Source organism: Marinithermofilum abyssi (assembly GCF_014641195.1).
GTDB lineage: Bacteria > Bacillota > Bacilli > Thermoactinomycetales > DSM-45169 > Marinithermofilum > Marinithermofilum abyssi.
On the sequence record NZ_BMHQ01000002.1, the window covers coordinates 295,655 to 315,443 of the forward strand.

Below are 19,789 nucleotides of genomic sequence, written 5' to 3' on the forward strand. Positions count from 1 at the left end.
ATGTACACAACCAAGATCCCCTTACCGGTAAGGAATTGGTGGCAGTTATCAGCTATAGTCCGGACTTTCACCCTTTTATTTTAGTTTTGGCCCTCAGTATAAATTTGAAAAGTCACGCCGAACTTGTCCGTTACAATACCGTAAGCAGGGCTAAAGAAAGTTTCTTGCAGTGGCATGTTCACTTGACCGTCTTGCTGCAAGGATTCATAAATTTGTTTTGATCTTTCCATGTCGTTAGTTGAAATACAGATGGTAACTTGATTGCCCGATTGATGGGGTTGACCCGGAAACGTATCAGAAAACATAAGGTCCGTTTCCCCAACTTTTAACATGGCGTGTGCCACACGTTTCTTTGCATCTGCTGGTATAGGGAATTCGGGGTTTTCCGGCATTTCTCCGAAAGTTTGGATATAAAGGACTTTGGCATCCAATGCTTTTTCGTAAAATTGGATAGCTTCCTTTGCATTTCCGTCCATCACTAAATAAGGGGTCAATCGCAATGTCATGATTCATCAGCTCCTTGGTTCATATATGATCGGTAGGTACCAAATTCTAGTATATAACAAAAGTTACAAAATGTAACTCAGCCAGTAGTTAAAATTCAGCCGAAACCCTCCCGTTATCAGAAAATGAAGTCGAGCGTTCTGGTAAATTCCTTACAAGGTGTGACAAAAAATATATGTGAGTTGAAACCGATCAAGGTGTTTCTCTTTGGTAAAGAAACTGAGCAATGGCGGATACCAATAATCCGCCGTTTTCGGTGATTTTTTGGCACTACTTTATTAGCGTACAGGGTGACCAAAGGCTATTATTCATGCCGCACGGCGTCCGGAAAGAAAGCGGCATGGGCTTTACGCGGGTCGTTGAACCAGGCGGCCACCTGGTCAGCGACCGATTGATCTTCAGCCCCCTGGAGGAACGTTTGGATGATCGATTCGGGGAGGGGGCCCATCATGGCGTTGGTCCATTCGGTCACGGCCTGGATGTAAGGCCGGGTCCGGTTCCAATAGTCCTCGCCCAGCCGCTCGTCCCAGTTGGAGGACTGCCGATAATCCATCAGGGTTTCGTACAGCTTTTCCGCACAGAAGGATGCCGTGTTGCAGCCCTGCCCCGTGATCGGGTCGTTGAGGAACACGCTGTCGCCGCAACTCACGATCAACTTGCCGTCCAGTATGAGGTAAGGGCGACGGATGACCGGGGTGAAAGCGGTCTGGAGCCAGGCTTTTTCATCCACTAGCGCAAATTTGCGTCCATCGATCCGCCGATGGATGTCCGGGAAAAACAGGCGCACGGTATCCGCTATGCGCTCCGCGAAGACATCGGTGGACTTCACGCCTTTGAACGCGTCGAGATCCCCGTTGGGAACCGCTTCGATGAACAGGATCGTCACGAGCCCGTTTTCGGTCAACGCCGAGATCTCAAACATTTCCCCCACACCGGGCAGGACGGTGATGGAGATCCCGGCGGGATAGACGGGATCCACACCTTTGAAATAACCAACGATGCATTTCCGTTGCGGTTTGTCGAAGGGGGAGAGTTTGTTGTCGATGGGGAAAGGAGCCAGCGGACCCGATTTCCCCGTAGCATCGATCACCAGGTTGAATTCGTTCACCAGGCGCGTCACATCCGCCTGAGAAACCCGGCCCTCCCGCAAGGAGACCCCCTGTTTTTCCAGATCCCTCATGGCATGGGGAAAAGCCCACCGCTGATCTACCGAAGAAGCCGTTCCGTACAGCTTCCCTATGAAGAGCTTTTTGTCTCCAATAGTCACATGGATGTTGCGGATGGGCGGCGCCGATTCCCATTTCGGCATGGCAAAGCGTTCTTCCCGTTCCCTCGTCGGCGGGAAGTGCACCTGGGTCGAAAGGATGCGTCCGTTTTGGATCTCGTCGGCTGTCGGATGGTGGAAAAGCGTTACGTCAAACTCCTGTTTCAGGGAGTAGCCCAGTTGCAATCCGGCTGTTCCGTTTCCTACGATGGCGATTTGTTTCTTCAAGATATTGCTCCTTTCACCCGTTATCGGAGTGGATCATATCCCAAACGTCGTAACTCCTCGGCGATGACTTTGTGACCGGTGTCATTGGGATGTAGACCGTCAATCCAAATATAACCTTTCTGTTCAGGATCTATATTATGGTTTGGACCATTAAAAGCCGTATACACATCCGCCATTTCATACCCTAGAGTTTGTTGAGCGTCAATGTATTGGTTAATTTGATCGAGATACGGTTTAAACACTTCAAACCGCGTCACGGTTCCATCATAGCTCAAAGCATCTTTATCCTCGTTGACATACGGATTGTAGACGTTTATAGTTTTATAGTTTGTGGTTTGTCCATTTCGGAGATCCTGAATGATCCCGACGATTTGGAACCAATTGTTCTTAAAGGTTGCTACCGTTTCCCGCAGGCAGTCTTCGTTGTCTGTTCCGCCGCAGGTTCCGTTCAAGTATTTATTTCGGGCTTCTCGAAGGTCATTTCCCCCGATGTCCCAAGTGACAACATCCGCCGATGCAACCGAACTGCGAAAGGTTGAATCTGTCTGTAGGGCGTAAAGCAGATCGGAACTCGTCCAACCATTTTGACTCAGGTTGGTCAGGTTCCCGTTATTTCCAGTATCCTTCCCCATGTGATCCCGGTAACGGGGAACATAACCGTACCAGGCTCCAAATCCGGTTCCGAGTGAATCCCCCAGAGATGTATATTCCCAGGTAGTCGCCGCTGCAACCTCTGTCGCAAGTCCAAAAGTGAATACAGACAACAATAGGAATACTGTCAGGATTGAGGAAAATATCCGTCGTTTCAAAGCTACTCCTCCTTTAAAAATTTGAAATTCTCTTAATTAAATTCAACAATATTTCTTATATTCCTTTTATTCAGATTTTTATTTGAAAGTTGGTCAAAAAAAGCCCGAAAAATCAGGCCCTTTAATTAGGGAGCCGTCGATTTATTTTGTAGATCCAACAGATTCAACTGTGCTTTTATACTAGGAATGGTTTTGGTTTTGAAACCCCCGGTGCTTTCGCCTTTGTCCCTGCCAGAAGCGTTTCCCTAGCCCGGTGGTGATGTCCGGTAGACAAGGTTCGACTTCTACGGAGAGGATAATCGGTGCCAGTCTAGTTTTGTTTTAAGAATGGCGATATTTAAACGCTAGCGGGGACAAGCCCGTTACTTTGCGAAAAACATTGTAATAATGGGAAGGATCATTGAAGCCTACCATAAAGCAGATGTCCGTATTATTTTTCTCTCCATTTAGCAATAAAAGCTTAGCTTGTTCAATGCGAATGTGGATTAAATACTGTTTTGGACTCATCCCTGTTTTTTTCTTAAACAATCGTTGTAGATGGTACGAACTGATTCCAAAACGTTCGGATAATTTGTAGAGAGTCCAGGGTTTATCGAATTCATTTTCCAGAACTTTTTTCACCTCTTTAATCACTTCTTGATTGGGGTCATAAGAGCGGTACAAATCAGGACGACACCGTTTACAAGGTCGATAGCCTTTCCGTAATGCCTCCTCTATATCAAAGAAGAACTCTACATTCTCCTGCTTGGGCGTTTTGGATTTACATGAGGGATGGCAGAAGATTTTGGTTGTCTTTACTGCATAATAAAAAGATCCGTCATACTTTCCATCACACTGAACAACGGCTTCCCACATCTTTTCACGTTGAATCTTCATCGCCCGCCTCCCTTTCCGTGTTGCATATTCCCATGATTCTCCCCTTGTCTCCTGATTGCTTTCATGTATAAGAAATACATTCCGCTCACCACTGCGGGAACCAAAATGTGCAAACCCAGAAAAGGAACAAAGAGAGCAAGCACAATCAGGGAGATTAGACCGCTAATCCATGGTTTGGAGTTTTTATTGTACAATTTAAGGGCCGCGGCCATAGAGAGGATATAGACCACCATGCCCAAGGAATTCGGGATAAACAGCAATCGGGTAAAGTGAACCTTTATAAACGTGGTCAGGACAACACCGAACCCGGCAAATAGGACGACCAGCCAAACGACACGGGTCGGTGTCTCGGTGTGGGGATTTAAATAATAAAACCAAGAAGGAAAAGCCCGATCTCGACTTAATGCATAACCGAGTTGGGTCAGACTGGCGACAAAAGCATTGACAGTACCCGTACATATAATCAGAGCCAAAATGGCGGTAATCCATTGCGCCCCAAAACCCAAAGCACGATGGACCATGACTCCCACTGGCGATGAATCACTTTCCAGATTTCCATAAGTTCCACTTCCAACGGTAATAAAACTGAGAAGAAGAAACACTGTACCGATAACCATTGCGCTAATTAGTGCACTACGTACTAAATCCTTCTTTAGATGTTTGAACCGATCCGCCAGACTGCAGATTGCTTCCCATCCGAAAAAGGACCAAAAAATCATAATAACAGCCGTTCCTACCGGATACCATCCTTTGGGAGCGAAGGGCTGAAAATTTTCCCAGCGAACGGATGGCAATGTGACCGCCACTGCCATACACAATAAAATGAGCAAAAGAGTACTAAGCACCACAGACAACTTTCCGCTTATCCGTATTCCAAAATGATTGGATAGACCTCCGATAAACAAAATGAAACAGGCGATCAAAGCAATTTCAATAGTTACCGATATAACTAGCACCTGTCAAAGAAACAATAATCTGCCCGATTGCAGCTGTAAAAAAATAAAACCATCCCACGAGATTTCCCGTATGTTCCCCGAAAGCCATGCGAACAAAAGTGGCCGCTCCCCCAGCGTCGGGGTATGAGCGGGATAACGCGGCAAATGTATAGGCGAAAGGGAAGCTAAACAGGATCATGATCGTCCAAGATAAAATGGAGGCCGGGCCCGCGATCGTCGCTGTACTGCTGACAAAAACAAAATCCCTGAACCAAGAATAGCCGTAATATATAAAGCGACGGCTTCAGGCAAATGAATGGACCGTTTCATATTTTCCCCTCCCTAGTTGCCAATTACATCCTTTTTTCACGTCCAAACCTAACCGACCATTCTTCCCAAGAACTCGACCACAGGGGAAAAGAGGGATCACCTTTTAAATATCACAATCCAATGAAAAGATCGTCTGGTTTTTTTGCGATGTAATTTGTACCCCGAAAGGGAAGGGTAACGTTGCACGAACCGTCCCCCTTGCAGTTGAGGCACGGTTGCAGCTGTCTCAGATCTTGAAACCCGGACCGATGACCACCCCGCCCTGTTCCTTTTCCTTGCGTTCGGTACAGTGGGTGTCCGCCAAAGAATGGGAATAGGCGATAGAAAAGGTGTTTAGCTATTAACCGAGTACACCGGTTGGTCGAATTTTCTAAGAAGCTAGTTCTCCTTCGTCTCTCTTTGGTTCCAATTTGTATCTTTTAATAAACCATGGAATCAAAGAGCAAAACAATATGAAAGAAACTCCTGCAGAGAAGAAAACTCCTCCTATACCGATCCATTTTGCTAGACGGCTCCAAGTAAAGGAGAAATAAGCAATGCGGTATTTTGGAACCCATGTGTAACAGCAATAATCCGCCCGATCATTTCCGGTGGCGTTTCAGATTGTATAAGTGTTGTGTAAGTAATAGAAGAAAAGAGACTCATGATGCCTACCCAAAACCATACAACAACCCATACAAAAAAAGGGGCAGTAACCCATCTCCAACCCCCTATTCCAATCAATAACCATATACCACCTCCCAACAGACCAGCTGCAGCGCTCATCATTAGAGGATTCTCAAATAGTCGACTGAAGGGTGTGACCAAGAACGTACCAACAATACTCCCCACAGCAACTGCACTCAGAATAGTTCCAAAGCCGTCAATACCTATTCCAAGATTTTTTGTCCAAAGAACAATTAATTTGTCATAAAGACTAATGATAAACATGGAAAAAGTCATCGATCCAATATTAAAAGCTAGAATGCGATTCGACCGAATATAACGAATTCTATCCGCAAAATCGCTCCAAAAAAGTCCACCTTCCTTATTTTTACTCTTTTCTTTCTCCTCTATAGGAAGGCGGAGTAAAGCGATTGATGCCAACGAAAAACCAATAACTTCCAGTATAAACACCATCTGTGGATCAAAGGCCGCGACAATCAACCCTCCAAGTGCTGGTGCAGTAATTTTGGCACCATTCATGGATAGTTGACTTAACGCGTTGGCTTCTTGTAGCTGGTCTCGGGGAACGACAAACCTTATGTAGGCTTGTCGTGCTGGGTCAAAGATGACGTCCAGTACTTCCTTAAAAAAAACAAGCGGAAGAAGAAAGTATAGGTTCGGAGCCAGGATGAAACCAATAACAAATGGAATACGTAATAAGCAGCACATGATCATTAATTGTTTTTTTGATGACCGGTCAACCACTACAGCCATCCAAGGACCCATTAAAATCCATGGGAATTCCCATAGTAACAGCAAATGCAGCTAAGGCGCCAGCTCCTAGCCCCCAATGGTAAACAATCAAAGCTTCAATAGCTATAAAGTCGAACCAATTCCCCAGATCAGAAAAAACCTGAGCTGTGAACAATTGGCGATATGAGCGGATGGTAAGTGGAACAAAAACGGAACGGTTCATGGCACCCCCAGCTTTATGTGTCATTTTAAATCCATACTTTCGGAGAGAGCATCGCGTTTTCTTTGACTGGCTTGTTTAAATAAACCTCGCGGATCCTGACGGGGTGGAGTCGGTGGTTGTTCCAGTTGGCGAATCATGCGTCCGTACCATTCAATATCTAGTCGAAGCCGGTCCTTCAGGTAATCCATCCCTAGTCCACTGATCTCACCAATTGCGGAATAATCATTGCTAGACCATTGTTCAAAATGATCCAACATTTCCTTCGCTTCTTTCCGACGTAGCTCCAGGTGATCTATTAATGATTCTCGGTCTTCGGGTTTACCCGTATCCCAGAAGCTCAGTTTCATCTGGAGTTCGTCCCTCATTTCGGGAGGAGAGGGAGGTTGCTCAAGCCAATGGGATAACTCCCTCCATCCTTTCGCTGTTAACTCGTAAATTTTAGTCTTTCTGCCTTCCTCCTCAGTAGATACAGTTTGGATTAACCCTTGATACTCAAGCTTCTTCAGTTGGGGATAAATACTCCCAAAACTAACACGACCCCACCCTAGCTCCCGCCCACGATATTCCACTTCCGATTTAATGCCATATCCCGAATTGGGTGCCCAACTAAGGACACCTAGTAAAATGTGTTTTACTGACATCCAAACCACCCCTCTGATATATCGCTCCGTTATGTTATCGTATGTCATTTTATTAGTCAAATATTTCTGATTAAAAAACGGAATCCGGCGCATCAAGTGTCCTTGTCCTGACATAAACCCCTTTTTCTGATGGTGAAAGAAAAAAGTTGTAATCCCTCCGTTGTTTGCAGGATTTCAAAGCCCCTTAGCGAAATATTATACGTCTTAATTTTGGGACAATAGGCACCCGTCTGAAAACGGTTCGTGTGCAACCTGTTACGCCGTATTCTCAAGGGATTTGTCACCAATAAAGGAGGATGGGTATGAAAGTAGGCAAAACGATGGCAGGACTGCTGTCCGCAGCCCTTGTTATAGGAACCGTCACCGCCGCTCCCATGGTGTCCGCGGAAAAGAAAGCACCGGGACAACCGAAGGGAGCCCATATGGATTTGGGTACGGTTAACATGGAACGCCTGTCCAAGGCGCTGATAGAGCGGGGCGTGATCGACAAGAATGCCTCGCCGGACGAAGTGGAGCGCGCGGTACGGCAATATGTGGCCAAACGTCATGTTCCGCACGGCGTGGACACTTCTACTGCTTTCGGAAAAAAAGCGGAAAAAGGCTTGAAGAGCATGCAGGCCCGGTCGGCTAAAAAGGCGGGGGAAGGCGTTCAAAACCAATCCCAAGGTATACATACAGACAACCTCGTCTTAGCACTGATCGAGTTTCCGGACTATACCCACAATCAGCTGAAGCCGGAAAAGGGCTCTTTGTATACCAAGGATTTCAGCCCGGAACACTACCGCGGCATGCTGTTCAACCCTTACGAATATAAAACGCCGGAGGGGTTGAACCTGACGACGATGGCAAGGTACTACAGGGAACAATCCGGCGGCACCTGGAATATCGACGGCACCGTGACTCCCTGGATTAAAGCGCAGCATGAAGCCGCCTACTACGGCGGAAACGATGCGGTCACCGGCAACGACAAGGCTCCGCGCGATTTGGTTAAAGAAACACTGGAAACGGTAGGCAGCCAGATCAAAGGCAAGGAAGCCCAATACGATCAGCGGGACCCTTATGACATCGACGGCGATGGAAACGTGATGGAGCCCGACGGTCTGCTGGACAACCTGATGCTGGTCCACTCCGGTACCGGTGAAGAAGCCGGCGGAGGCGATCTCGGCGATGACGCCATCTGGTCCCACCGCTGGACGCTGAAACAGCCGACGGCCATCCCCGGCACATCGCTGAAAGCCTTTGATTATATGATTCAGCCGGAAGACGGGGCGGTTGGTGTATTTGCTCACGAATACGGCCATAACCTCGGTTTGCCGGACCTGTACGACACCAGCTACGGCGGTCTGGGTTCCCCGGTGGGCTCCTGGTCGCTCATGTCCAGCGGAAGCTGGAACGGAAAAATCCTCGGCACCCAGCCGACCGGCTTTGATCCGTGGTCCAAACTGTTCCTGCAGGCAACCTTCGGCGGCCACTGGGCACATCCGATGGAACTGGACATCAAGGACCTCGGCAGCGAAAAGCCTGTCAAGCTGAAAGAAGCGGTCAGCGAAGACCTCTTTAACAAGATTCTCAAAATCAATCTGCCTGATGTGAAAAAAAAACCTCCGACTCAGCCTTTTACCGGCAAGTATTCGTACTTCTCCACCATGGGTGACAACCTGAACACTAAGATGACTTCGGAAACCATCGATCTGTCCGGTGTGTCCAATGCCACTCTTTCCTTTGACTCATGGCGCAAGATTGAAACAGGCTACGACTATCTGTACGTCAATGTCATTGACACCGCAACCAACGAAAAGAAAGAAATCAAAGCCTATGACGATGAAACCGACGGCAAGTGGGTGAATGAGGAGCTTGACCTTTCCGCCTTTGCAGGCAAGAAGATCCGGTTGGAGTTTAACTATGTCACTGACGGAGGCTTGGCCCTGGACGGTTTCTACGCAGACAATATCACCGTAACGGGGGACGGTCAAAAACTGTTTGAAGACGGAGGAGAGGACCAGCCGAAGTTCGATCTGTCCGGATTTAAACGTTTTGACGGCAGCGGTACCATGCACCCCAACTACTATCTGGTGGAATGGCGCACCCAAAACGGGATGGACAAAGGTTTGGCCCACTACCGCCGCGGTGACAGCTTCCTGGTTTACGACCCGGGTATGGTGGTCTGGTATCACGACGGACGCTACCTGGAGAACAACACCAGCAGTCATCCCGGCTACGGATTGGTCGGTGTGGTCGATGCCCACCAGCGGATCCACTACTGGAACAACGACCCCAGCAAACCGGCAACCGATCGTTATCTGGTGTTGGATGCCGCATTCGGGTTGCGCAAAACGTCTCCCCTCGATATCGACAACTATTTGACCTACGGAAGCCTGCACTATCCCTCCCAGAAGGGTGTGCCAACCTTTGATGACGCTATGGATTACTCCATGCCGGGAGCAGAGTCGGTCGGAAAAATCCTTCCCAAATACGGGCTCCGCTTGACCGTGAAGACAGAAGTAGACAGCGGCAAAGCAGCCGTAATCGGTATTTCCAGGCGGTAACGAAGATGGCCACTCCATTTTTGAAAAACCGGCGTCAACCTGTGGGTTGAACCGCCGGTTTTTTCCTCTATGTACTGGCTTTTCTTCGCTTTTTCGGTCACTCCCGCCTTTATGAAATAATAAACAAACCCGGGAATTCTTTTTCCCGGGTTTGATCAGCAACACGAAAACGGAGCTTAGAGGGCTTTTTTCGCGGCTTCCACTGCGGCTTCGTAGTTCGGATGCTCGGTGGCTTCGGACACATACTCGGCATGAACCACTTGATCGTTCTTGTCCACAACGAACACAGCACGGGCCAACAAACGAAGTTCTTTGATCGCGACGCCATAGGCAGTGCCGAAGGAGAGATCCCGGTGATCGGACAACGTTTGCACCCGATCAATCCCGGCAGCACCACACCAGCGTTTTTGGGCAAAAGGCAAGTCCACGCTCACCGTCAGCACTCTGACATCTTCTCCTAGAGAAGCAGCCTCTTCGTTGAACCGGCGGGTTTGGGCATCGCAAACGCCGGTATCCAGGGACGGCACCACGCTGATGAGACGCACATGCCCTTTGCTATCTGCCAAGGTCACTTCGCTCAAATCGTTGGCCAACACTTTGAAGTCGGGAGCTTGGTCCCCCACCTTTACTTCCGGTCCGATCAGGGTTACCGGGTTGCCTTTGAATGTTATGGCTCCTTTGCGTTCTTCCGCCATGTCCATTGCCTCCTTATGTAGTCGTCTACCGATATCCTATCATACTTTTCCCGCATCCGGCGACGAAAAACGTCTGATCACGATTATTTTAAAAAAAAACTCCCGCCCACTGCGGCGGTGCGCCTTTTCTCCCCGGTTGTTCCAGATCCATCTCGCCCGATGGTCTGATCCCGCTCATCCATTTACAATTTCCCCGCCATTGGGATGCAAAACCTGTCCCGAGATATAGGAGGAATCATCCGACGCCAAAAAGACATAACACGGAGCCACTTCTTCCGGCTGCCCTGCCCGTTTCATCGGTTGATTGGAACCAAATGAGCGCACCTGTTCCGCCGTAAACGTGGATGGGATCAAGGGAGTCCAGATTGGCCCCGGTGCCACTCCGTTCACCCGGATTCCCTTTTCCACCAACGACAAAGCAAGGGACCGAGTAAAAGCGACAATGGCTCCTTTGGTGGAGGAATAATCGATCAGGATGGGATTGCCTTTGTAAGCTGTCACCGATGTGGTGTTAATAATGGCGCTGCCCTGTTTCAGGTGGGGAAGTGCCGCTTGGGTCATATAAAAAAAGGAGAAAATGTTCGTGCGGAAAGTTCGTTCCAATTGCTCCGCACTGATCTTTTCGATCCCGTTCTGGGGATGTTGTTCGGCGGCATTGTTGACCAGGATATCAAGCCGGCCCAGGTTGTCCACTGTCTGCTGAACCGCTTGGAAACAAAAAGCTACCTGTCCGATATCGCCGGATATCAGGTGGCATTTTCGCCCTTCCTGTTCCACTTGTTGTTTCGTCTCGGTGGCATCTTGGTGTTCATCCAGGTACACGATGGCCACATCGGCCCCTTCTTTGGCATAAGCGATCGCGACTGCCCGTCCGATCCCGCTGTCGCCTCCGGTGATCAGCGCCACTTTACCAGCCAGTTTTCCGCTGCCTCGATACTGAGGATCTTCAGCGACGGGCCGAGGGGTCATCTCTGTTTCCAACCCCGGCTGACGATTTTGGTGCTGCGGAGGCTGCAAGGTGGGTTTTGGGTTGCAAGAGGAATGGGTCATATGGGATGCTCCTTTTCAGAAAGAGTCAGGGATACTTTTCCCTTCTCTGATCCCTCACATTCCCTTCCACCCCCGCCGAAAAGTGCTGGAGTGGTATCCATTTGTAACCCGCATATCTTTTTGTAACCCGCATGTAACGGAGTTCGTATATAATAGGAAATCATAAATAAAAGGCACGAAGATCCATCAGGCCAAAAGGAGTAATGCCCTATGGAAGCCGTTCAACAGCCCAAACCGCCGTCTTCCCATAAACTGTTCCTTGTCACTCGCATGCTGCTCCACAGTGCCAGCACAACATTGTGGAACATCGCCGTTCTGATTTTTCCCGTCGCCTTGCTGGTACAGGGATTGTACTGGGTTCAACAATGGCTGTTTCACCCCGGGAATGCGCTTTATTTTCATCCTTACGCAGATACCGCCACCACTACCGCCTTTATCCTTTTGTTGATGTTTACCTTTTATCTGTACGGCAGTCTGTTGCGCGCCGGACGCACCCAGTGGCGTCAAACCATACGGAAGTTCTTGGTACCCTTGATCCTTTCTCTTCCCCTGGGCGGAATGGTGATGGACTCCTATATCGCTGTCACGCCCCAAGGTGTCGTTCACTCGGACTTTTGGTCGTTGGGAGATCAAACCGCTCATTCATGGCAAGACGTAGAATGGATTTCTGTCACCTACCAAACCGGACATGAACAGGATCATTTCACCGGCTCTTACTATCTGCACTTTCGGGACGGTACCGCGTTGGAAATCTGGAACCGGGCGAATATGAGCACACAGGATTTGGTGCGAGTCGACCGGCTGGCAACGGCCAAGGGAATCCCTTTCCGGGTGCTATCTCCGTTGACTCCGGAAGCCAAACAGTTGATTAGCCAGGACTGGACGCAACAGCAAAGCTTGTTTATCCAGGGTTTGTATGCCCGTTAAAAAATAAGATGGCTTCCAGCCTTACCGGAAGCCATCTTATTTTTGGCGGACAAATGATTTCGGATGATTTTACTCATAATGACTGTAGTTAATATGAAACAATAGGATTACCATGAACAGGTCTATGGATGTAGAAAAGAGGAAGAAACGTATGGATGCTTATATCATATTAGGGATTGTTATTGTTCTCGGTGTTTTTTCTAACAATGCAGCCGTTTGGATCGCAGCACTCGGCTTAATCATTCTGCGCTTTATCCCCTTTGAGCAGCCCCTTCTCTGGACCCATCAATACGGATTGAAAATCGGCATCTCTGTTTTGACGATGGGTGTACTCTCCCCGATTGCTCTGGATAAAATCCCGTTATCCAACCTTGTCCATACCTTTAAAAGTATGTCCGGGATGATCGCCATTCTCGTCGGCATTTTTGTTGCCTATCTCGGAGGGAAGGGAGCCGGTTTATTAACCGCTCAGCCCCATTTCGTCACTGGCCTTTTGATTGGCACCATTGTCGGAGTGGCTTTTTTCCGGGGAGTTCCTGTCGGTCCCTTGATCGCTGCCGGTATGCTTTCGTTGTTTGCCCATTGGTTAAAGTGAATTTGTTTTGTTCGGGAGGCGAAGGCCCTTTTTATTTCCCTGCTCCTTAACAGAGGAGTAGGAACCTTTTCTCGATATTTTTCCAATTTATCATTTTATTCGACACTGCTGTGTTATTATAATATAGCGAAGAATTAATAGGAAAGGGCTGATCATATGTTTGGGAAAGTAGCCTCTGATGTGCTCGGATTAAGTGATGTAGGCAGTGTGATTAAACCGGCAGATTACGATAAAGTCGATGCAGATGATTATGTCCTGCATGAAGACAACGAAAAAATATTTTTTCTGATCAAATCGAAGTCAGATGAATATTGCTTTACGAACAGAGCCCTTATCCATGTGGACGGAACCAGCGCAGCCAGCAAAAAGCGTACGCTTCGCCGCTATGATTACAGTACATACCACATTTCCAATGTGATACTGGAAACAGCCGGAACGATGGATTTGGATGTCGAAATTAAGTTCACCATGGGCAATGTACAGTACTCTATCGATGTTCACAAGAAGCACCTTGAAGAGTTGAAGGATTTATATAAAGCCCTGATCAAAATCGCAGAAATTACTCGTGAGAATGCCATCGCAATGGATTACGCAAAACAGAGTCTGGATTTGGCTTCGTCAACTTTGGGACGTCATGTGCGAACAGAAGGCGCTCTGGTCGAACAGTTTAAAGAACTGAATCAAGCTGCTTTTTCCTGGCTGATGGATACGCGCAAACAGTACAGCATCAAGGATTTTGGTTTTGTTTTTGAACGTTATATCAACAACTAATCCGATATACACCTTGATCGAGCATATAATCTTTGAGTCGGTTAGGTAATTAAATATCTTCCCAACTAAAAAAACATCAGTCGGCGCCAGTATAAGGTCTGATCTGAACCCATAAATGTAGACAAGATAAAAAAACACTAGAATGTTATCATTGATCCAACATGAACTGGGGATGGATAAAAATGAAAAATACAAATTCGTTAAAAGAACATTTATACCAACTTGAGCGACAGTTGTTACAACCAGAAATTCGTACATCCCCAGAAGAATTTTCAAAGTTATTGGCAGATGAATTTTTTGAGTTTGGAAGCTCGGGTAAAGTTTGGTTCAAAAAGGATATGGTCAGTTCAGGGCTTACTGTCAGAGAGATGACCCTACATCATTTTGAAGTAAATGTTTTGGCTCCTGACGTAGTTTTAGCTACATACCGTGTAGTAGACGAAGCAAGAAAAATGAATACTTTGCGTAGTTCGATTTGGAAACAAAAGGATGGAAAATGGCAAATGGTTTTTCATCAAGGTACACCAACATAATTTGGTGCGGTCACTCCCCCTTATGGGGGCAGTTCAAGGTATTTCCAGCTCTTTTTTAACCCAATTTTAGAGTTTTGTTATTTTATAACCTTAACTCTTCCCCTTTTCACGAAGCTAGTAAAAAAGAGGAAGCGAACGCTTCCTCTTTTTTAATTAAGTCGTCGCAATTTTAAATATAAAATTCAGCACGACCCATTTGCGGCGTGCTCTTTTTTCCGGTTTACGCTGCTCGTGGGTTTACGCTGCTCGTGTTTGATCTGCAACTTTATTTCCTTGCATTCCGCGGATAATCAGCCAGACAAAGTATGGCGATGCCACGAGGTCGACAAACCATGCAAAGGCCCATTTGACCTGTAGCTTAATGATAATGTAAATATACTTAAAAATAACGGGATAGATTAAAAAGTAGTCTTGCTTGGGTCTCGGTATGAGCCATTTTTTCAACCACCAAAAAATTCGGTTGGTTGCCAGCCATCCCGGTACAAAGCCCGCCGGTAAATACATAAAGTAAAACCAACCCCCATTCAGAAAGGTACCCCACTGTGCCTCTGCCGGTACGACTTGAAAAAAGACGATGACTCCCAGAATGAAACCAATGGCCATGCCGATCCCTGCCCTGATCCACAACGGGATTGCCATGATTTTTTCCCATAACATTTTGTTACACTCTCTGTATATTTCCTTTATGACTTGAGACACCACTTAGGGAACTCAAGTCATTTCGTGTTTAGACAAGCCAAACAGATCTACGCGATATTACCACCCGGTTATTGTTTGAATAAAGATGGATGAGTTCCCAGAGTTCGTGGTGGGAGTTTTATTCCACTTTCGCTTTTCGCGGCAGGGGCTGAATCTTTTTCATCAACTCCAAGTCTTCTTTTAACTCATCATGGTAATCCGACGTTCCGTTCCGGGCGTCAAACAGGTCGGCAACGCGCTCAGCTTCCCAGGAAAACCAGTCCCCCAAAGCCTGAACATCATACCGGTATGGTTCATCACAAGCCACGGGGAAATCGGTTGCCAACCGCAGCTTTACCTTTTTTCGACCCCGATCCGCCATCCGCAAAAAGAGGGTCCGGGCTCCACGGATAAAGGTGTGTCGATTGGAAAGTTCCCGCGACTTCACCGCTGCTGATGCCATTTTTTCAAAGATTCGAATGGCGCGGGGCAATTGGTCAGTTAACGTCAAAAACTGGATATGCTTCCCCGCCGCCCATAATCTGTCTGCGTTTTTAGTCGCATATCGATGGGATTTGCGTTGCATCCTGTCCGCTTCTTCCACGCGTCCTGCTTCAAACAGCTCCATCATCAGGGTGGTCAGGGTGTTTCCCGGAACTCCGATGCAGGATAAACGTCCTTCCAAAATGGGACGGGCAATTTCCAATGCCTGATCTAGATCGTTCCTGTGAAACAAATAATGGTCCATGATAAAATCCGTCTCACAAGCCTCACAATCCTGTGAACCGTCCTGGGGAAGAGACTGCCAACGCTCAAAATGTTCTTCCACCTTATCCTCCCAACCGAACTCCTTCGCCAGGGAATATCGAATCCGTTCCACGGCACGCATGCTCAAACCCCGTTCTTTGTAGCGGCGCTCCATATCCTCCACGACATTAAGAATCTGTTCTTTGGAAATATGGGGGAAATTGGTCAGGCTGCTTGCTATCCATTTATAGCGCCACATCAGGTCATACCTCAGGTAACGATCTTCGTATTCCGGATTTTTGTCAATTTGAGCCAAAATCCAACTGAACGCCACCAACGATTTATCCCCGTGACCGCTGAAATTGGCCACCTGAACTAAAGACTCCCGTGCTTTAAAGCCCCACTCGATATCCTGATGGACATCCGCCAGACGCACGGCTTCTTCCAATGCCGCCACCGCCCGATCACTTTCTTCCCCATCCGCCGCATCGATAATTTCTTCAATTCGTTGACGATAGTCTGTACTCATGGCTTCGCTCCTTTTGATTTTTCCAACGGGCGAACCTGTTTCAGCAATGCCTGATTCTCATCCAATAAACGTCCGTAATAGTCATTGCCGTTCCGTTGATCCAACTGTTCCGCGATCCGCTCAGCCTGCTCCTCCATCCATGCTCCAAGCTCTCTCACCCGGTAACACCCGTTCTGCTCCTCCGGTACGGGCAGTTGCCTGTCCAACCGCAACCGAAGGGTATCTTTGCCGATCTGCTCCAGCCGCTTAAGAAACAGACTCGCCCCCATCAGGAAATACAACTTGCTTACGGGCTGAGGACATCGAAATGCCGCTTTGGCCTGCCGTTCCAGAATCCCCGCCGCTTTGCCCGTCTGATCCGTGACAGTGCCCGGTCGGCCATCCCGCTGAAGGTTGCGTTACTAATCAATCCCTTTCGCGCCCGAATCCCCAGTTCAATGTCTTGATGAGAATCAGCGATGTTTGCCGCTCTTTCCAGCGAATAAACACCTTCCTGGCTGTAGGCGTCTTCATAAGCTTCGATTAATTCCCCGACAACTCGGGTATAGTCCCGACTCACTCAAAGTCCCCCTCTTGACCCAGCACCGCGTCAATCATTTGCAACAGTCCCTGATTGAGCAATGCCATTTCCTTATCCGAGAGCGGGTGGTGTCCCATCAGCAGCGCCTGGACATACAGCATTTCCACAACCCGTTTCAGCACTGTGCGATCCTGGATCTTCATCAGGCGTTGAATCAGCCGATTTTTAAAATTGAAACAAAGCTGCGCATACTGACTGCTCGCATATTCGTTTTCAAAAGCGTTCAAAATGCCGCCCCAGGTATCGTCTGCCAATTCTTTGGTCAGGCGGGCTTGGCGGGCAAAGTTCGCTTGCTCATTGGAGGTATAGATCGTGGGCAACGTCGTCGGTTCAAACTTCTTGATATCCGATGCGGTGCGGTACGGCTGCAGGGTCAGATCGGCGGTTCGGAGCAGCAAGAACGCCTTTTCCCGCTCCTCCAGCGTCAAATCTTCCAGATGATGGGTGAGATTGGCGGCATCCACCTGCTCCACTTGCAGATCGGGCTCTACTTGCTCCAACATGGAGAGCAATTCCCGGTTATATACATAGCCGGCATTAAGAATGCACAGATTTTGCGATGCGGCTACCTGGGCGATTTGACGGAATTCATCGACGGATGAAGCGTAACGGATGGTATCGTACCGTTTGCGGCAATCCCCCAGGGTCATCCGTCCCATCGTGGTCTCAAAGGTGATAAAATCGCCAAACACGCGGAAACACTCTTCATCATGGGCTGCCAGCGAACAGATCGCCATATGGTGAAGCTGGATGATATCCTGCAATCGATGAGGTGCTCGTTCCGCCAACCGGATCAGATAGGCGCGCAAGGTCTCACCCAGGACGGTCCGGGTGGCTTCCAGCTCCTCGTTTTCATAAAAACCTTCCCGGGATGCCACCGGACGCAGATGTTCGGCATTGACCACACAGCGGACAAACACCGCCCAGTCCGGGAGAAGATTTTCGACCTGGTCGGAGAGCAGCATCCCCTTAAGATATACGCGATGGTGGCTTTTGACTTTGGGACTGGTCGCCTGTGAAAGTACATAGGCCGCCCCCACCACTCCGCCGGCTTCCGACCGAAGCGGGATATAATCGATAAAATGCTGGCCGAACAAATCATTTCCATACTCCAAATAGGAGCGGCGTTCCTCTTCCGAAGAGACATATACCCGTTCCCACGGTGGACGGCGGTCATTGATCCGTTCCGTCCAATCCCCGTGGGAAAGATAGATGGGAGTCGACAACAGGTCTCCGAAATGACGAACCAATTTGCCGACCTGATCCTTGGTAAAATAGGCTTCCATCCCTTTACGTGCCCGGAGATACACTCGGGTCCCCGGTGAAACATCCGTTTCCATGAGACGCACTTCATACGTTCCGTCGGATTTGCCCCGCCACTCCACTGCAGGATGACCGGCCTCGCGGGCGGACCTGGTGATCATCAGGATTTCATCCGCCACCATAAAGCAGGACAACAGGCCGATCCCGAACTGGCCGATAAAATCCCCTCGCCGGACCGCCAACTCGTTTCGTTTGGAACTTTCTCCGATCGTTGCCAGGAACCGATGAACTTCCTCTTCCGTCAAACCGATCCCGTTATCCTCAAACACCAGGGTGGGCGGCAGATCATCCCGCGCATCCACCACCTGGATATCCATCCGTCCCTGATGCTCTTCCTCTATCTGTTTTCGCGCCTGAATCGCATCCACACCGTTTTGCATCAGTTCGCGGATAAACACGTGCGGACCACTGTACAGATGATGGCTCAATAAATCGATGATTCCACCGAGATGGATCTGGAATTGGTACTGTTGCAATTTGAAAAATCCCTCCGTTATGTATGAACTCACAAACCGATGGCTCCTTAAACGTGTTGAATGAATGGGACGTTTCTATTCAATCATAAAAATCGGAATTTATCCCGCATGTTGATCCTTGGTTCCCCTTGGAATCTGTAGGATTCCCTCAAATTCACCTCCCTCTGATCCATTTTACCAAATGCGAACTCCTGTTTCAGTTTTTTTATACCTCAACTGTTTCGCCAACTCCTCAAATTACGCATCCAGGCGCTGGTCCAGTTGCCGGTAAGCCGTTTCCAGGTCCCGAATGTATTTCTGCTTTTCAATCCTTTTGCAGCTCGCGCACCTCCTGGCGAAATTCATCGGTAAGGGCGTCGTATGATTGTCCGCCAGGATTTACATTAGGAAGGTCAACTTTTCCCGAAGGGTGCGGAAAACTATGCTCCTTGAGGTTGGGGTAATCAGTGTTGGTGGGTTGGAATAGACGAATTACCCCTTAACGTACAGAATCTACAAAATGTCGACGATACCCCAGAGCGTTTTTTTGTTTTATAATGAACGGAACGCCTGCTTCATTAGGAGGTAGACATGAATTGAATGCAGTGAAATTCTTCGCTCTTATTTCAGTGTTTTCTCTAGCGCTTGGAGCGTCCGCAGCCATAGTTTATTCAGGGTATAAATATGTAACCGAGGAAAAGAAGGAACCGTCGGCGCCCCAGGTATCGAAACCAAACCCAAAACCTAAAGAGAACAACCAAGAAACAGAAGAACCAACGGAAAATACGAAACCTTCCACCGAACCAACTCAAACACCAAATACCCAACCACAAAAGTTATCCGCTGAAGATGCGGTTCGAATCGCAAGGGAAAAAGCCGGAGGCGGATACTTAGAGGAAGTGGAATACAAAGAAGAAAAAGGACTCGAATTTTATAAAGTGGAACTCACCTCTGGCAAAAAGGAATACACTCTCAAAATTTCCGCTTACTCTAAAGAAATCATCAAAGCCGAAGTTGATTAGAAAGTCTCGACACATCCATCAAGCTAAGGTGGGGTCATTTGTCCAAGCAATGGACAAAAACGACTTGAGATGCCACTTAGGGAACTCAAGTCGTTTCGTGTTTAAACAGATCACCTGAGTCATCGTTCAT

At 48.1% G+C, this 19,789-nt stretch carries 20 protein-coding genes and 1 pseudogene; 6 read left to right on the top strand and 15 right to left on the bottom strand.

Going from position 1 to position 19,789, the window contains the following annotated elements:
- Positions 1–80: 80 nt before the first annotated feature.
- From IEW70_RS03685 to IEW70_RS03720, 8 genes and pseudogenes are all read right to left on the bottom strand, one after another.
- Positions 81–506 (bottom strand): VOC family protein, encoded by a 426-nt coding sequence (locus IEW70_RS03685; protein ID WP_188646559.1) that lies wholly within the window; start codon positions 504–506, stop codon positions 81–83.
- Positions 507–808: 302 nt separating this feature from the next.
- Entirely contained in the window at positions 809–1,996 is a 1,188-nt protein-coding gene (locus tag IEW70_RS03690) for a styrene monooxygenase/indole monooxygenase family protein (RefSeq protein WP_188646560.1), read from the bottom strand.
- Between the two features lie 20 nt (positions 1,997–2,016).
- Positions 2,017–2,805: an SGNH/GDSL hydrolase family protein gene (locus IEW70_RS03695; protein WP_188646561.1), complete on the bottom strand. Its 789-nt coding sequence runs from the start codon at positions 2,803–2,805 to the stop codon at positions 2,017–2,019.
- Positions 2,806–3,126: 321 nt separating this feature from the next.
- Positions 3,127–3,681, bottom strand: a complete 555-nt coding sequence (locus tag IEW70_RS03700; protein ID WP_188646562.1) for a bifunctional transcriptional activator/DNA repair enzyme AdaA — start codon at positions 3,679–3,681, stop codon at positions 3,127–3,129.
- Positions 3,678–4,946 (bottom strand): annotated as a pseudogene (locus tag IEW70_RS03705) (APC family permease). Before IEW70_RS03705 ends, IEW70_RS03700 begins: the two are co-directional and overlap by 4 nt.
- Before the next feature lie 504 nt (positions 4,947–5,450).
- Entirely contained in the window at positions 5,451–6,365 is a 915-nt protein-coding gene (locus IEW70_RS03710) for an MFS transporter (protein ID WP_188646563.1), read from the bottom strand.
- The gene (locus tag IEW70_RS03715) at positions 6,349–6,567 is read right to left on the bottom strand and encodes a hypothetical protein (RefSeq protein WP_188646564.1); all 219 of its coding nucleotides are present in this window, start codon (positions 6,565–6,567) and stop codon (positions 6,349–6,351) included. The genes IEW70_RS03710 and IEW70_RS03715 overlap by 17 nt, the downstream gene beginning before the upstream one ends.
- A gap of 20 nt (positions 6,568–6,587) precedes the next feature.
- The gene (locus tag IEW70_RS03720; protein ID WP_188646565.1) at positions 6,588–7,208 is read right to left on the bottom strand and encodes a helix-turn-helix transcriptional regulator; all 621 of its coding nucleotides are present in this window, start codon (positions 7,206–7,208) and stop codon (positions 6,588–6,590) included.
- Between the two features lie 302 nt (positions 7,209–7,510).
- On the opposite strand from IEW70_RS03720, the gene IEW70_RS03725 reads away from it, so the two are divergent.
- Positions 7,511–9,754 (top strand): immune inhibitor A domain-containing protein, encoded by a 2,244-nt coding sequence (locus IEW70_RS03725; protein ID WP_188646566.1) that lies wholly within the window; start codon positions 7,511–7,513, stop codon positions 9,752–9,754.
- Positions 9,755–9,930: 176 nt separating this feature from the next.
- Here IEW70_RS03725 and tpx read toward each other — a convergent pair whose 3' ends face one another.
- Both tpx and IEW70_RS03735 read right to left on the bottom strand, forming a co-directional pair.
- The gene (gene tpx, locus IEW70_RS03730) at positions 9,931–10,455 is read right to left on the bottom strand and encodes a thiol peroxidase (protein ID WP_188646567.1); all 525 of its coding nucleotides are present in this window, start codon (positions 10,453–10,455) and stop codon (positions 9,931–9,933) included.
- Between the two features lie 168 nt (positions 10,456–10,623).
- Positions 10,624–11,499, bottom strand: coding sequence for an SDR family oxidoreductase (locus tag IEW70_RS03735; RefSeq protein ID WP_188646568.1), 876 nt, complete (start codon positions 11,497–11,499; stop codon positions 10,624–10,626).
- A gap of 210 nt (positions 11,500–11,709) precedes the next feature.
- Here IEW70_RS03735 and IEW70_RS03740 point away from each other — a divergent pair, with 210 nt between their 5' ends.
- From IEW70_RS03740 to IEW70_RS03755, 4 genes are all read left to right on the top strand, one after another.
- Positions 11,710–12,426 carry a hypothetical protein gene (locus IEW70_RS03740; RefSeq protein ID WP_188646569.1) on the top strand — a complete coding sequence of 239 codons (717 nt, stop codon included), beginning with the start codon at positions 11,710–11,712 and terminating at the stop codon, positions 12,424–12,426.
- Positions 12,427–12,577: 151 nt separating this feature from the next.
- Positions 12,578–13,021 (top strand): DUF441 domain-containing protein, encoded by a 444-nt coding sequence (locus IEW70_RS03745; RefSeq protein ID WP_188646570.1) that lies wholly within the window; start codon positions 12,578–12,580, stop codon positions 13,019–13,021.
- 156 nt (positions 13,022–13,177) lie between these two features.
- A complete protein-coding gene (locus IEW70_RS03750) occupies positions 13,178–13,792 on the top strand; it encodes a PH domain-containing protein (protein ID WP_188646571.1) in 615 nt (204 codons plus the stop codon).
- Between the two features lie 182 nt (positions 13,793–13,974).
- The gene (locus IEW70_RS03755) at positions 13,975–14,325 is read left to right on the top strand and encodes a nuclear transport factor 2 family protein (protein WP_188646572.1); all 351 of its coding nucleotides are present in this window, start codon (positions 13,975–13,977) and stop codon (positions 14,323–14,325) included.
- A gap of 237 nt (positions 14,326–14,562) precedes the next feature.
- On the opposite strand, the gene IEW70_RS03760 is transcribed toward IEW70_RS03755, so the two are convergent.
- The 5 genes from IEW70_RS03760 to IEW70_RS03780 form a co-directional block, all read right to left on the bottom strand.
- A complete protein-coding gene (locus tag IEW70_RS03760) occupies positions 14,563–14,964 on the bottom strand; it encodes a hypothetical protein (RefSeq protein WP_188646573.1) in 402 nt (133 codons plus the stop codon).
- Positions 14,965–15,142: 178 nt separating this feature from the next.
- Entirely contained in the window at positions 15,143–16,279 is a 1,137-nt protein-coding gene (locus tag IEW70_RS03765) for a hypothetical protein (RefSeq protein WP_188646574.1), read from the bottom strand.
- Entirely contained in the window at positions 16,276–16,548 is a 273-nt protein-coding gene (locus IEW70_RS03770) for a hypothetical protein (RefSeq protein ID WP_188646575.1), read from the bottom strand. Before IEW70_RS03770 ends, IEW70_RS03765 begins: the two co-directional genes overlap by 4 nt.
- Positions 16,549–16,565: 17 nt before the next feature.
- Positions 16,566–16,838 carry a hypothetical protein gene (locus tag IEW70_RS03775; RefSeq protein ID WP_188646576.1) on the bottom strand — a complete coding sequence of 91 codons (273 nt, stop codon included), beginning with the start codon at positions 16,836–16,838 and terminating at the stop codon, positions 16,566–16,568.
- Complete coding sequence (locus IEW70_RS03780; protein ID WP_229751806.1) at positions 16,835–18,691, bottom strand: HSP90 family protein; 1,857 nt, start codon at positions 18,689–18,691, stop codon at positions 16,835–16,837. Before IEW70_RS03780 ends, IEW70_RS03775 begins: the two co-directional genes overlap by 4 nt.
- Positions 18,692–19,242: 551 nt before the next feature.
- Between IEW70_RS03780 and IEW70_RS03785 the strand changes: the two genes are divergently transcribed.
- Positions 19,243–19,659, top strand: coding sequence for a PepSY domain-containing protein (locus tag IEW70_RS03785; protein WP_229751822.1), 417 nt, complete (start codon positions 19,243–19,245; stop codon positions 19,657–19,659).
- The last annotated feature ends 130 nt before the right edge of the window (positions 19,660–19,789 follow it).

What these genes read in the sequence shown, in the direction of transcription:
- IEW70_RS03710 (WP_188646563.1), bottom strand. Translation starts at nt 6,365, where the DNA reads ATGGCTGTAGTGGTTGACCGGTCATCAAAAAAACAATTAATGATCATG.
- IEW70_RS03740 (WP_188646569.1), top strand. Translation starts at nt 11,710, where the DNA reads ATGGAAGCCGTTCAACAGCCCAAACCGCCGTCTTCCCATAAACTGTTC.
- tpx (WP_188646567.1), bottom strand. Translation starts at nt 10,455, where the DNA reads ATGGACATGGCGGAAGAACGCAAAGGAGCCATAACATTCAAAGGCAAC.
- IEW70_RS03725 (WP_188646566.1), top strand. Translation starts at nt 7,511, where the DNA reads ATGAAAGTAGGCAAAACGATGGCAGGACTGCTGTCCGCAGCCCTTGTT.
- IEW70_RS03770 (WP_188646575.1), bottom strand. Translation starts at nt 16,548, where the DNA reads ATGGGGGCGAGTCTGTTTCTTAAGCGGCTGGAGCAGATCGGCAAAGAT.
- IEW70_RS03760 (WP_188646573.1), bottom strand. Translation starts at nt 14,964, where the DNA reads ATGGCAATCCCGTTGTGGATCAGGGCAGGGATCGGCATGGCCATTGGT.
- IEW70_RS03750 (WP_188646571.1), top strand. Translation starts at nt 13,178, where the DNA reads ATGTTTGGGAAAGTAGCCTCTGATGTGCTCGGATTAAGTGATGTAGGC.
- IEW70_RS03755 (WP_188646572.1), top strand. Translation starts at nt 13,975, where the DNA reads ATGAAAAATACAAATTCGTTAAAAGAACATTTATACCAACTTGAGCGA.
- IEW70_RS03745 (WP_188646570.1), top strand. Translation starts at nt 12,578, where the DNA reads ATGGATGCTTATATCATATTAGGGATTGTTATTGTTCTCGGTGTTTTT.
- IEW70_RS03765 (WP_188646574.1), bottom strand. Translation starts at nt 16,279, where the DNA reads ATGAGTACAGACTATCGTCAACGAATTGAAGAAATTATCGATGCGGCG.
- IEW70_RS03715 (WP_188646564.1), bottom strand. Translation starts at nt 6,567, where the DNA reads ATGAACCGTTCCGTTTTTGTTCCACTTACCATCCGCTCATATCGCCAA.
- IEW70_RS03700 (WP_188646562.1), bottom strand. Translation starts at nt 3,681, where the DNA reads ATGAAGATTCAACGTGAAAAGATGTGGGAAGCCGTTGTTCAGTGTGAT.
- IEW70_RS03735 (WP_188646568.1), bottom strand. Translation starts at nt 11,499, where the DNA reads ATGACCCATTCCTCTTGCAACCCAAAACCCACCTTGCAGCCTCCGCAG.
- IEW70_RS03720 (WP_188646565.1), bottom strand. Translation starts at nt 7,208, where the DNA reads ATGTCAGTAAAACACATTTTACTAGGTGTCCTTAGTTGGGCACCCAAT.
- IEW70_RS03685 (WP_188646559.1), bottom strand. Translation starts at nt 506, where the DNA reads ATGACATTGCGATTGACCCCTTATTTAGTGATGGACGGAAATGCAAAG.